The sequence below is a fragment of the Alloalcanivorax mobilis genome (assembly GCF_002864685.1).
Lineage (GTDB): Bacteria > Pseudomonadota > Gammaproteobacteria > Pseudomonadales > Alcanivoracaceae > Alloalcanivorax > Alloalcanivorax mobilis.
In genome coordinates this window covers 1-12231 of sequence record NZ_NMQZ01000052.1, presented here as the reverse complement: position 1 = coordinate 12231, position 12231 = coordinate 1, and the positions used below count along the sequence as shown (strand labels likewise).

Here is a 12231-nt window from a genome sequence, read left to right as displayed (position 1 = left end):
GCCCTAAGCGTTAATCTTGCCCCGCCCGCATCATAAGGACATTGGCCGCCGTGACAGACAATTCCGTACCTTACACACGAATCGATGTTTGCAACCGCTCCCTGGAGACGGTTCGCCATTCCCGCAATCTGGGCATGGAAGTACTCAGCGCCGAAGAGAGCGGGGTGCGCGTGCGCATGCCCTGGCGCGAAGACCTGGTGGGCAACCCGGACACCGGCGTGCTGCACGGTGGCGCCATTTTCGCGATGATGGATCAGGCCGGCGGCATGGCCAACAGCTGCCGCCTGTACCCCAATTTCGAGATCACCCCGACCATCGATTTCCGCGTCGATCACCTGCACGCGCCCACCCCCGGCAAGGCGGTGATCTGCCAGGCCAGCTGCTACCGGCTCACCACCCACGTGACCTTTGTCAGGCTCACCACCTGGGAGGAGGGCATGGAAGACGGCGAGCCGGTGGCCACCGGCCTGGCCACCTACACACGCATGAAACTGGACAAGAACGGGCGGGTGACCTCCTGATGAACAACAGTCTGAAAGCCCTTATTGAAGCCTGCCGCGCCGGCGAAGCCGACTACCAGGATCTGATCGACCGGGTGCCTTACGCGCGTTTTCTGGGTATTGAATTGCGGGTGCAAGGCGAGGAACTGACCTTTATCTTGCCGCGCAATCCGGAGAACATCGGCAACCCCACGTTGCCGGCCCTGCACGGTGGCGCCGTGGCCGGCTTCATGGAGCAGGCGGCGATCATCTTTATTCTGCTGGAGATGGGCGAGCCGCGGGTGCCCAAGACCATCGATTTCACCATCGACTACCTGCGCGCGGGCCTGTTCCGCGATACCTTCGCCGAATGCCGCATCACCCGGCTGGGCCGGCGCATCGCCAATGTGCACATCAGCGCCTGGCAGAAACGCCGCGACGAACCCATCACCATCGCCCGTGCCCACTTCCTGCTGTCCGAAGAAAACAATTGAGGTTTCGCCTTTAACAGGTTGATGAATAACGATTTCATCCGTTTGCTGCGGACCGGGAAATTGTGATGTCGCGCCAATAAGCCCATCGCTTGTCGGCGCGTGACATTGCTCACGCTGGCCGCCGGGTCTAGCGTCAAGGCATTGCCTTCGCAGCCCGGGATGGAGTCAGCCATGCGCATCAAACACCTGCAGCAACCGCCTCAGGAAATCCGCTATTACCAGAGCTGGGACGGCCCCGGCCACGACGATCTGGAACAGCGGTTGACGCCGCGACACGTCGAAGACGTGGTGGAGATTTTTCAGACCCCGCTCACCGGCCACTACAACTGGGATTACAGCAGCGCCGATGGCCGCATCCGCAAGCTCTACCGGCTGGGCAAGGAGCTCAACTGGAACGCCGACCTGGACGTGGACTGGAGCCAGCAGTTCCCCAAGTCCGAGGTGCCGTTGGATCAGGCCTTCAATCCGTTCAATGGCTGGGAGCCGTTTGAATCGATGTCCGACCAGGACAAGCTGCGTTTCGGCTGGCACAACCTGGCCTGGATGCTGGCCCAGTTCGTGCACGGCGAGCAGGGGGCGTTGCTGGTGGCCTCACAACTGGCCAGTTGCGCGCCCAGTTACGACGCCAAGCTGTACGCCGCCAGCCAGACCTTCGACGAAGCCCGGCATGTGGAGGTGTTCACCCGTTATCTTCAGGACAAGATCGGTATCTTTTACCCGGTCAACGTGCATCTGAAAGCGCTGCTCGACAAGATTCTTTCCGACCCCCGCTGGGACCTGAAATTCATCGGCATGCAGATCATCATCGAAGGGCTGGCGCTGGCCGCGTTCAATACCCTGAAAATGACCTGTCACGACCCACTGCTTAAGCAGATCATTACTCTGGTGATCCGGGATGAAGCCCGCCATGTCACCTTCGGGGTCAATTACCTGGAAGACTTCGTACAGACGCTCAGCGACGCGGAACGCGAAGAGCGCGCGCAGTTCGCGTTCGAGGCGTGCGTGGTAATGCGCGAACGGCTGATCAGCATGGAAGTGTTCGAAGCGTTCGGCTGGGACGCCGACGCGGCGCGGGAAAAGGCGCTGGAATCGCACATCATGGCGCAGTTCCGCAATCTGCTGTTCACCCGCATCGTGCCCAACCTGAAGCGCATCGGCCTGCTCACCGAGGCGGTGCGGCCCCGTTTCGAAAGCCTTGGCATCCTGCAGTTCGAACATCTCGGTGACGATGGCCAGGTGGACTGGGCGGAACTGTCCCGGCCACTCTACGAGCAGCCCGTCTGAGCGCTGTCTGAAAGCGGCGACGGGTTCACCGGCGCCGCCATCGTGCACAGACTCTTACAACGCGACCCGATCCCGTGGCCGGTTTTGATGGTAGAGTAGAAGCGCTTTTTTGTGGCCTGCCATCCTTGGCGGCCATCCTTAGGACCGTCGCTAAGGCGACGTGAAAAATCGCGCCCGGCGATTTTTTGGGAGAGAGCGTTTTGCCGTCGTCACCCGTTTCACCGTCCACGCCTTCATCGTCCCGAACCCTCACCCAGACGCTGCTGCTGCTCGCCGTGGGGGTCACCGCGCTGGGCCAGACCTTGGTTTTCACGCTGCTGCCGTCGCTGGCGCGGGCCACCGGCCTGGCGGAAATTCAGGTGGGGCTGATCATCAGTTGCTCATCGCTGGCGTTTGCCCTGGCCAGCCCGGTGTGGGGCTACCTCAGTGAGCTGTACGGGCGCCGGCCGGTGCTGGCCATCGGTCTGAGCGGCTACGCCCTGGGCACGCTGGCGTTCGGCGCCATTTTCCACATGGGGCTGAACGGTTGGCTGACCGGCGGCGCCCTGCTTACCATGCTGGTATTGGCGCGCATGTCCCAGGCGGTGATCATGGCCGCCACGCCGCCGGCGGCGGCCGCCTACACCGCCGACATCACCGCGCCGGAGGCGCGCACCCGTGGCATGGGCCGCATCGGCGCGGCCAATAATCTGGGCACCGTGCTGGGCCCTGGCGTTGGCGGCATGCTGGCGGCGGTGGCGCTGGTGCTGCCGTTGTATCTGGTGGCGGCGATCGTCGGGCTGATGGCGGTGTGCATCATCCTGTTTCTGCCGCCCTCGCCGTACCGCAGCCAGGCGCCCAATGTGCGCCCCCGCCGGGTGCTCGCCACCGGCCTGCGCGCCTACTCCGACCCGCGCTTCCGCGACCTTCTGATCACCGGCGTGGTGTTGTTCATGAGCTTCGCCCTGATCCAGCAAACGCTGGGCTTTCTGTTCCAGGACGCATTGAACATGTCGCCCCAGGAGGCCGCCGGCGCACTCGGCACCGCGATGATGTGCGCCGCCTTTACTTCCCTGACCGGTCAGATCCTGGTGGTGCAATGGTTGCGCGCGCCGGCGCTGGTGTTACTGGGCCTGGCGGTGCCGGCGATCGGCGCCGGCGCCACGGTGCTGTGGCTCACGGAAACGCGCCTGGGCATGACCGGCGCGGTGATGCTGGTGGGGCTGGGCATCGGCTTTGCCATGCCGGCGATCATGGCGCTGGCGAGCCTGCGCGTGGACAGCGCCGAGCAGGGCCGGGTGGCCGGGCTGGCCAGTGCCTGTCCGTCACTGGGGTTTGTACTGGGGCCGTTGGTGGGCACCGGGCTCTACAGCGTTAACCATCATCTGCCTTACTTGCTGGTGATGGTAATGATGCTGCCGTTGGCGGTGTTGGTGTGGCGGCTGCGGGCGAAACCGGAGGGGGGCACTGGTTAAAGGTTGAAAGTTAAAAGTTGAAAGGAAAGTCACGAATCGCCCGTACTCGTATCGAAAGCGCCTTTCAACTTTCAACTTTCAACTTTCAACTTTCAACTTGCCTGTTGCGAAGCCGCCTCACTGGGAGGCGGCTCCAGGCGCTTCTTATTCCTCGTAAGGAATCAACGTCAGCTCAACGCGGCGGTTCTGCTGGCGCCCATCGGCGCTGCCGTTGCTGGCGATCGGCTGGGTTTCGCCGAAGCCGACCACGTCCATGCGCACCGCTTGCACGCCGAAACCGCCCAGCGAATTCGCCACCGCTTGGGCACGCTGTTGGGAGAGCAGCATATTGTAGCGATCACCGCCGGTGCTGTCGGTGTGACCGGCCACCTGGATCATGGTGGATTTGTACTCTTTGAGCACCTGGGCCACCGATTCCAGAACCGAATTAAAAGAGGACTTCACCTGGGTGCTGTCGCTGTCGAAGGTGACGTTGCCGGGCATGTTCAGAACGATACGGTCACCGTCGCGGGTGACCGACACCCCGGAGGACTTCAGCTTCTCGCGCAGTTTGGCTTCCTGCACATCCATGTAATAGCCCACGCCGCCACCGGCGACGGCACCGATGCCGGCGCCGGCCAGCGCGCGCTCTTTACGCTGTTTGGCGCTGTCGGAGGTGGCGATGCCGATCAGCGCGCCACTCACCGCGCCGATCGCCGCGCCGCTGGTTACCTTGGAGGTTTGCTTCTCGCCCGTGTAAGGGTTAATGGTGCTGCAGGCGGACAAAGCCACCGCTGAGGCCAGTAACACAGATCCGGCTGTACGCTTCATTGTCGCTCCTTGGAGATTCTGTTTTTCGAGTCCAAATCACCATAAGTGATCGGCTGCAAGACACCATAGCCAGCGGGTAAAAATCGGTAAAGGTGCGTGAGTCGCGTCTGCGACGCAGTGCTCCCGCGCACCGGGGAAGGGCCGCCGGCCGGTCGGGTCAAGGGTCATCGTAGCGGCGCGGGCGCGATGAAATGTGAAAGCATTGGGGAAGTGAGCCGACCCTCAAGGTTGGCGTGGTGCGTCAATATCGTGGGCCGCGCGGGCGGCTACCATGGCAACGCCTGTTCAAGGAGACACGCATGCGACGCTGGAATGGCTGGGGCGACAGCGCCAACGATTACCCTCTTAAAGCGGCGGGACGCCGTTTCCTGACGCAGCGGCTGGGGCCGGGCCGGCCGCTGCCGGACGCCACCCTGGAAAGCGCGCTGGCGCGGGTGCCGCCCAGCCGCCTGCCCGAACACGCGCTGATCAGCCGCGACCCGGAGCAGCGGCTGCGCCACGCCCGTGGCCAGAGCCTGGGCGACTGGCTGGCGCTGCGCGCCGGTGAACCGGAGGTGTTTCCGGATGCGGTGGCGTTGCCGGAAAACAGCGAGCAGGTGCGGCAACTGCTGGACTGGGCGCGGCAGCAGAATTGCCTGGTGATTCCCTACGGCGGTGGCACCTCGGTGGCCGGGCACATTAATCCACCCGCTGGTGAGCGGCCGGTGCTGACGCTCAGCCTGGCGCGCATGGACCGGCTGCTGAACCTCAACCAGGAAAGCCAACTGGCCACCTTCGGCGCCGGCACGCCGGGGCCGGCGCTGGAGCGACAGCTTGGCGAGCACGGCTATCGCCTGGGGCACTACCCGCAATCCTGGGAGCTTTCCACCGTCGGTGGCTGGGTGGCGAGCCGTTCCAGCGGGCAGCAGTCGATGCGCTATGGGCGCATCGAGCAGCTGTTCGCCGGCGGTCTGCTGGAAACCCCGGACGGGCCGCTGCGCTTGCCCACGGTGCCGGCGTCCTCGGCGGGGCCAGACCTGCGTGAGATGGTGATGGGCTCGGAGGGGCGCCTGGGCGTGATCACGGAAGTGGACGTGCGCATCAGCCGGCTGCCGGCGGTGGAACAGTTCCATGTGGCGTTCGCGCCGCATTGGCCGGCGGCCGTGGCCCTGGTGCGGCGCATGGTGCAGGAGCGGGTGCCGGTATCGATGCTGCGGCTTTCCAACCCGCAAGAGACGGTCACGCAACTGACCCTGGCCGGGCACGGGCTGGCGGTGGGCGCGCTTAACCGCTACCTGGCGCTGCGCGGCAACCGCCCTGACGAGAAGTGCATGATCACCTTCGGGGTCACCGGCGAGGCGCAGGACTGCCGCCATGCGCTGGCCCGGGCGCGCCGGCACATCCGCGCCGCCGGCGGCGTGCTCACCGGGCAAACCCTGGGACGCAAATGGGAACAGGCCCGTTTCCGCTCACCCTATCTGCGCCACGGCCTGTGGAGCGAAGGCTACGCGGTGGATACCCTGGAAACCTGCGTCGACTGGTCCCGCGTGGAGGACACCGTGGCCGCCATCGAGGCGGCGATCCGCGAACACGCCGGCGACGGCGAGCAGGCGCACGTGTTCACCCATCTTTCCCATTTGTACGCGCAGGGCTCCAGCATCTATACCACCTACGTGTTCCGCTGCTCGCCGGACTACGCCACCACCCGCGCGCGCTGGTGGGCGATGAAAAGCGCCGCCAGCGACGCCATCGTCGCCCACGGTGGCACCATCAGCCACCAGCATGGCGTCGGGCGCGACCATGCCCCCTGGCTGGGCGCCGAAAAGGGCCCCCGGGGCATGGCAGCCCTGGGGGCGTTGCTGGCACACTTTGATCCCGAGCAGCGCCTTAATCCGGGCTGCCTGATCGCCGACACCACCGACAAGGAGTGAGCATGCTGGGCGAACGTCCAAGGCTGGCGCAACTGGCCGAGCAGGAATGGGATTTGATCGTGGTCGGTGGCGGCATCACCGGCGCCGGCGTGATGTTGGAAGCGGCCCGGCAAGGGCACCGGGTGTTGCTGCTGGAGCAGCGTGACTTCGCCTGGGGCACCTCCAGCCGGTCGTCGAAAATGGTGCACGGCGGATTGCGCTACATCGCCCAGGGCGACGTTCGCCTGACCCGCGACTCGTTGCGCGAGCGCGAGCGTTTGCTGCGTGACGTGCCCGGCCTGGTGGAGCGCACCACCTATCTGTTTCCGCTGCGCAAGGGGGTATTCCCGGGGCGCTGGCCGATGACCCTGGTGCTGGGTGTGTACGACTTTCTCGCCGGCATCCGCGATCATCGCTTTGTCGGGCGCGCCGAACTGCTGCGCCGGGTGCCGGCGCTCAATGATCAGGGGCTCACCGGCGCAATGAGCTACACCGACGCCCTCACCGACGATTGCCGGCTGGTGATCCGCGCGCTGCTGGAAGGCAGCCGGCTGGGTGGCCAGGCGCTGAATTACGCCAAGGTCGGGCAGTTGCACCGCGAGGGCGGGATCACCCAGGTGCAGGTGGCCGATGAAGTCGCCGGTGACAGCGTTACCCTGAGTGCCCCGGTGGTGATCAATGCCACCGGCGCCTGGGCGGATGTGCTGGCCGGCGGCGACAAGCGGGTGCGCCCGCTGCGCGGCAGCCACCTGTTCGTGGACCCCGAGCGGCTGCCGGTGAGCGACTGCCTGACGGTGATGCACCCGCGCGACGACCGCCCGGTGTTCGTGTTCCCCTGGGAAGGGGTCACCTGCATCGGCACCACCGACCTGGACCACGGCGATCACCTGGACAGCGAAGCCCGCGCCAGTGGCGCCGAGGTGGACTATCTGCTGGAACTGATCAACAGCCAGTTTCCGTCGGTAAGCCTGAGCCGCGCCGACGTGCTCTCGACGATGGCCGGGGTGCGGCCGGTGATCGCCTCGGGGCACGGCAAGGACCCGTCCAAAGAGCGCCGCGACCACGCGGTGTGGAGCCGCGACGGCGTGGTCACGGTGAGCGGCGGCAAACTGACCACCTTCCGGCTGATCGCGTTGCACGCCCTGGCCGCCGCCGGCCTGCTCGACGCCCGCGACGCACGCCGCGCGCGGCGCAGCAACGCGCCGCTGTTCCAGCCGTTCAGCGAGGCGCCGGAGGCGGTCGATCACTTCCTGCACGCCGCCCAGGACGATGAGGCCCTGCTCAGCTGGATTGTGCGCAACGAAGCGGTGGTGCACCTGGACGATCTGTTGCTGCGGCGCACCCGGTTGGGCCTGCTGCGCCGCGACGGCGGTGCCTCATTGGTGCCGCGCCTGCGCGAACTCACCGCCGCTCATCTGGGCTGGCCGTCGGCGCTCTGGGAGCAGGAGTGGCAGCGTTATCTGGCCCTGCGTGAGCACGCCTACGGCGTCCCGCCGTCGCCATCGGACGTGGCCGCCGCATGACATCGCCGTTGCTGCTGGCGCTGGACCAGGGCACGCAAAGCGCCCGCGCCATGCTGTTCGATGCCCGTGGCGAGCTGGTGGCGCGGGTGCAACAACCGATCGAGGCGTACTTTTCCGACCAGCCGGGGCAGGCCGAGCAGCACGCGGACTATTTTTGCCAGCAATTGAGCGCCGCCTGCCAGACCCTGTGGGCGCAACAGCCGACACTGCGTGAACGGGTCGTGGCGGTGGCGTTGACCACCCAGCGCGCCTCGGTGGTGTGCCTGGATCAACAGCGCCGGCCGCTGCGGCCGGCGGTGATCTGGCTGGATCAACGCCGCGGCGACGATGTCCCGCGCCTGCCCTGGTACTGGCGCTGGCCGGTGGCGCTGATCGGGCAGGGCGAAACCCTGCGCCAGTTCCAGACCAAGGCGGAGTGCAACTGGCTGGCCGCCCGGGAGCCGCGCATCTGGGCGCGAACCCGTTATTTCGTGTTGCTGTCGGGCTATCTGAGCCATTGGCTGTGCGGTGAGTTGCGCGATTGCAGCGCCTCCCAGGTGGGATACCTGCCGTTCGACTTCAAGCATCAGCGCTGGGCGGGACGCACGGATATGAAGTGGAAGGCGCTGCGGGTGCGCCGCGAGCAGCTGCCGGAGCTGGTCGCCCCCGGCCAGCCGATGGGCCGCATCACCGAGGCGGCACAGCGCGACACCGGCATTCCCGCCGGCCTGCCACTGATCGCCTGCGGCGCCGACAAAGCCTGCGAGGTACTCGGGTCCGGCGCGTTCACACCGGACGTGGGCCATCTCAGCTACGGCACCACCGCCACCTTCAACACCGGCAATCACCGTTACGTCGAGCCGATTCCATGGGTGCCCGCCTACGGGGCGGCCGCCCCGGGGCGGTTCAACTCCGAGGTGATCGTGCAGCGCGGCTACTGGATGGTGAACTGGTTTAAACGGGAGTTCGCCGCCGAGGAAGTGCGTGAGGCGCAGCGCCTTGGCGTGACGCCGGAGCAGCTTTTTGATGCCTTGCTTCAGGATTCGCCGCCCGGTGCCATGGGCCTGACCCTGCAACCGTTCTGGAATCCCGGGGTGCGCATCCCCGGGCCGGAAGCGAAAGGGGCGATTGTCGGTTTTGGCGACGTGCACACCCGCGCCCACCTCTACCGGGCCATCATCGAGGGCATTGGTTATGCGCTGCGCGAAGGCAAAGAACGGCTGGAGAAACGCAACCGCCAAGCGATCACCACGCTGATGGTGTCCGGCGGCGGCTCGCAGAGCGACCGGATCATGCAGATCACCGCCGACCTGTTTGGTTTGCCGGCGATGCGCCCGCACACCTTTGAAACCTCCGGCCTGGGGGCGGCCATCAACGCCGCCGTGGGCGCCGGCCTGTACCCGGACCACGCCAGCGCCGTGGCCGCCATGACCCGCCCGGGGCAGCGGTTTGAACCGGACCAGGCCAACAGCGAGCTGTACCAGCGGCTCTATCGGCGGGTTTATCGCCGCCTGTACCGGCGCCTGTCGCCGCTGTATCGGGCGATCCGCGATATTACCGGCTATCCGGCGTAACCCCGCGCCGGCATCACGAAGGGCGCACGCGGGATGTTATTATGGGCCTGTGTTTTCTATCCGATCTGGAGCGACCCATGCGTGTTTCCGACCTCGCCCGACGGGCGGACACCACCGCGGAAACGGTACGTCATTACACCGAATTAGGGTTACTGACGCCGCAGCGCCACCCCGACAACGGCTATCGCATTTACAACGCCGTCGATCTGCGCCGCCTGCACTTTGCCCTGAAAGCGCGCAGCCTGGGCTTCACGCTGGGCGATGTGGCCGAGTTGATCCAGGAATCAGAGCGTGGCGAGGGGCCGTGCCGGCGGGTGCGCGACCTGATCGAACAGCGGCTGGCCGAGGTGGAACGGCGCATCGCCGAGCTGCGCCAGCTCAGCGACCGGATGCGCTCGGCGATGACGAGCTGGTCAAACACCCCGGACTGCCACCTGGACGACGGCCGGGTATGCGGGTTGATCGATTCGTTCGCCGACCAGGAGCAGGACGCCAGGCGTCAGTGACTGGTGGGGTTTGAGTTCAGTGTTCAGTGTTCAGGCGGGCACGGTGTGCCCTGGCCTGAATCCTGAATCCTGAATCCTGTATCGGTCTTCAAATGCCTAGGCGCCGTTGTCGCGGGCTTTGCTTTTTTCCTTGTCTTTCTCTTTGTCCTTGCCGTCTTTGTTGTTCTCTTTTTCTTTTTCTTCTTTGACCAGGCCGAACACCGACCAGCCGGCTTTGGGGTCGGGTTGGTTCTCGGCGGTGAACACGTGAATGCGCTCGCGGGTGTCGACGGCGAACAGCGGCCACACCAGGCGGTCTTCCGCGTTGCGATAAGCGTTGAAGTCGAATTCCTCGCTGAGCCGGGTTTTGCGAATGTCGGCGCCCTGGCTGAGCAGGCTGGCGAGCCGCGCGTAGCTCATCTCCGGCCCGAACAGGGTGGCGCCGCGGTGCTCCGGCGCGACGCCGTGCTTGTCCTCTTTTTCAGTCTGACCGGGCAGGCTGTAGACGTTCTGCTCGCCGAATTCCAACCGGTAACGCATGGTCGCCATGGTGTTCAACTCGCGGCGCGGGCTCAGGCCCAGGAGCTTGCCGTAGCCGACCAGATCCAGATACTGGTCGGCGTGGCTGGAGACCGGGTTGCCGTAATAGGTGGCCATGCCGTCCATGCGCGCCGCGCGCACGCTTTCCCAGTTGGAATCGATCAGCAACACCGGGAAATCGTTTTGGTTGAGCGCCTTGCCGATGGCTCGGGACACCGGGTTGGCGCCGATGATCAAGAAGCCACGGGGCGAGGGTTCCGCCACTTTCAATAATCTGGCCAGCGGGCGGGCGGTGAGGCTTTGCAACGCCACCGTGCCGATGATCACCATGAAGGTCAGCGGCACCAGCAGCTCGGCGCCGGCCACGCCGCTTTGCTCGAGACGCTCGGCGAACAGGGCCGACACCGCGGCGGCGACGATGCCGCGTGGCGCGATCCAGGAGAGCAGCGCTTTTTCGCGCCAGTTCAGGCTGCTGCCCAGGGTCGATACCCATACGGAAAGCGGCCGCGCCACCAGTTGAATGATCACCAACACCAGCAGGGCGGTGGCGCCCAGGCTGGTGAGTTGCTCCATTTCCAGCCGTGCGGCGAGCACGATGAACAGCACCGAAATCAACATCACCGAGAGATTCTCCTTGAAGTGGAGAATGTCGTCGGTGCGCACACCCTTGCGGTTGGCCAGCACGATACCGGTCACGGTCACCGCCACCAGGCCGGATTCCTCGCTGATGCCGTTGGACAGCACGAACTCGCCAATCACCGACGAGAGCACCAGAAAGCTGCGCAAATATTCTGGCACCAGGTGCCGACGCAGCAGACCGGCCAGCGCCAGTGCCACCAGCGTACCAATGGCGGTGCCCACCGCGATCGCCTGCACGAACAACCAGAGCCCGTGCAGCAATGCGCCCTGCTGGCCGGTGGCGACCACCAGCTCATAGGCGAGAACCGCCAGGATCGCGCCGAGCGGGTCGATGACGATGCCCTCCCAGCGCAACAGCCGCGACACGCTGGCCACCGGCCGCACGCTGCGCAGCAGTGGCACGATCACCGTGGGGCCGGTGACCACCACCAAGGCGCCGAACAGCAGCGCCAGGCTGCCGGGCATCTCCAACAGCGTCCAGGCGGACACCGTGACCACCCCCCAGGTGACCAGCGCGCCCCAGGTGACCAGCCGGCGCACGGTTTTTTCCAGGCCGCGTATTTCGTCGAATTTGAGGGTTAGCGCGCCCTCGAACAGAATGATCGACACCGCCAGCGACACACCGGGCAGCAACAGATCGCCGAACACCTCCTTGGGCGTGATCCAGCCGGCCACGGACCCCAGCGCCAGGCCAGACAACAACAACGGCAGAATCGCCGGCAGTTTGATCCGCCAGGCCGCCCACTGACAGGCGAAAGCAACAACGGTGATGATGGCGAGCTGATAGGCGACGGAGAGTTCCATGGCGATCCTTGTCTTTGGAGTGCAGCTATGGTCACAGCGTGCCCTTAAAGCCGCAACCTTTTGTTGTGGTGGGGCGGCACGCTTGCACGCAACACGCAACACGCTAAGTCAAAACCCGGTGCTGCCGCGTGGGCGGGCTTATTAAGGGTTCATCACGGATTGACGGGAAAGTGTTCTGCGTTATCGGGTCCGCTGGGCGGTGGCGCTGTGCTGAGGGTGAATCGAGGACAAGGTGGGCCCGCCCGGGACACGCTACGAGCACGTCCCTGTGCGCTCG

At 65.5% G+C, this 12231-nt stretch carries 10 protein-coding genes; 8 read left to right on the top strand and 2 right to left on the bottom strand.

Annotation, left to right across the window (positions count from 1 at the left end):
• Positions 1–50: 50 nt before the first annotated feature.
• The 4 genes from CGS25_RS17565 to CGS25_RS17550 all read left to right on the top strand — a co-directional run bounded on the left by CGS25_RS17565 (position 51) and on the right by CGS25_RS17550 (position 3711).
• A complete protein-coding gene (locus tag CGS25_RS17565) occupies positions 51–521 on the top strand; it encodes a PaaI family thioesterase (protein WP_232802479.1) in 471 nt (156 codons plus the stop codon).
• The gene (locus tag CGS25_RS17560) at positions 521–973 is read left to right on the top strand and encodes a PaaI family thioesterase (protein WP_101676270.1); all 453 of its coding nucleotides are present in this window, start codon (positions 521–523) and stop codon (positions 971–973) included. Before CGS25_RS17565 ends, CGS25_RS17560 begins: the two co-directional genes overlap by 1 nt.
• Before the next feature lie 171 nt (positions 974–1144).
• The gene (locus CGS25_RS17555; protein ID WP_089031894.1) at positions 1145–2257 is read left to right on the top strand and encodes a diiron oxygenase; all 1113 of its coding nucleotides are present in this window, start codon (positions 1145–1147) and stop codon (positions 2255–2257) included.
• 200 nt (positions 2258–2457) lie between these two features.
• Complete coding sequence (locus tag CGS25_RS17550) at positions 2458–3711, top strand: MFS transporter (RefSeq protein ID WP_232802477.1); 1254 nt, start codon at positions 2458–2460, stop codon at positions 3709–3711.
• Between the two features lie 144 nt (positions 3712–3855).
• On the opposite strand, the gene CGS25_RS17545 is transcribed toward CGS25_RS17550, so the two are convergent.
• Positions 3856–4521 (bottom strand): OmpA family protein, encoded by a 666-nt coding sequence (locus CGS25_RS17545; RefSeq protein WP_089031893.1) that lies wholly within the window; start codon positions 4519–4521, stop codon positions 3856–3858.
• Positions 4522–4820: 299 nt separating this feature from the next.
• On the opposite strand from CGS25_RS17545, the gene CGS25_RS17540 reads away from it, so the two are divergent.
• From CGS25_RS17540 to CGS25_RS17525, 4 genes are all read left to right on the top strand, one after another.
• On the top strand, positions 4821–6431 hold the full coding sequence (locus CGS25_RS17540) for an FAD-binding oxidoreductase (RefSeq protein ID WP_101676269.1): 1611 nt from the start codon (positions 4821–4823) through the stop codon (positions 6429–6431).
• Positions 6432–6433: 2 nt separating this feature from the next.
• Positions 6434–7933: a glycerol-3-phosphate dehydrogenase/oxidase gene (locus CGS25_RS17535; RefSeq protein WP_101676268.1), complete on the top strand. Its 1500-nt coding sequence runs from the start codon at positions 6434–6436 to the stop codon at positions 7931–7933.
• Positions 7930–9486 (top strand): FGGY-family carbohydrate kinase, encoded by a 1557-nt coding sequence (locus tag CGS25_RS17530; protein WP_101676267.1) that lies wholly within the window; start codon positions 7930–7932, stop codon positions 9484–9486. Before CGS25_RS17535 ends, CGS25_RS17530 begins: the two co-directional genes overlap by 4 nt.
• Before the next feature lie 77 nt (positions 9487–9563).
• Positions 9564–9992, top strand: a complete 429-nt coding sequence (locus CGS25_RS17525; RefSeq protein WP_089031889.1) for a MerR family DNA-binding protein — start codon at positions 9564–9566, stop codon at positions 9990–9992.
• Between the two features lie 96 nt (positions 9993–10088).
• Here CGS25_RS17525 and CGS25_RS17520 read toward each other — a convergent pair whose 3' ends face one another.
• Complete coding sequence (locus tag CGS25_RS17520) at positions 10089–11954, bottom strand: cation:proton antiporter (RefSeq protein ID WP_089031888.1); 1866 nt, start codon at positions 11952–11954, stop codon at positions 10089–10091.
• Positions 11955–12231 lie beyond the last annotated feature (277 nt).